This is a genomic window from Singulisphaera rosea (genome assembly GCF_054877945.1).
On the sequence record NZ_JBTYIP020000146.1, the window covers coordinates 1 to 261 of the forward strand.

At 70.5% G+C, this 261-nt stretch carries 1 protein-coding gene; it reads left to right on the forward strand.

The genetic code is table 11. The annotated features are described in order from the left end of the window. The coding region (locus tag ACYOEI_RS41550) for an IS66 family transposase (protein ID WP_462856503.1) at positions 1-261 on the forward strand (261 nt) is incomplete at both ends.

The window sequence follows — 261 nt, forward strand, 5'->3', positions numbered from 1 at the left end:
AGATCGGTGCGTTGTACCGACTCAATGAGGCCCGCCTGGAGGTACGTGCCGACGCGGTGGCCTTCGCCACGGCCGACGGCGCGTTGCGCGCGGCGGTGACGGCCTTCGGGGCCCGCGGCGAGACGGAGCTCGGGGAGTCGGGGCTGCACCCGGCGCGACGGAAGGTGCTGGAGAGCTTGGGCAACCACTGGACGGGCCTAACGGTGTTCGTCGAGCACCCGGAAGTGCCGATGGACAACAACACGGCAGAGCGCGTGCAGC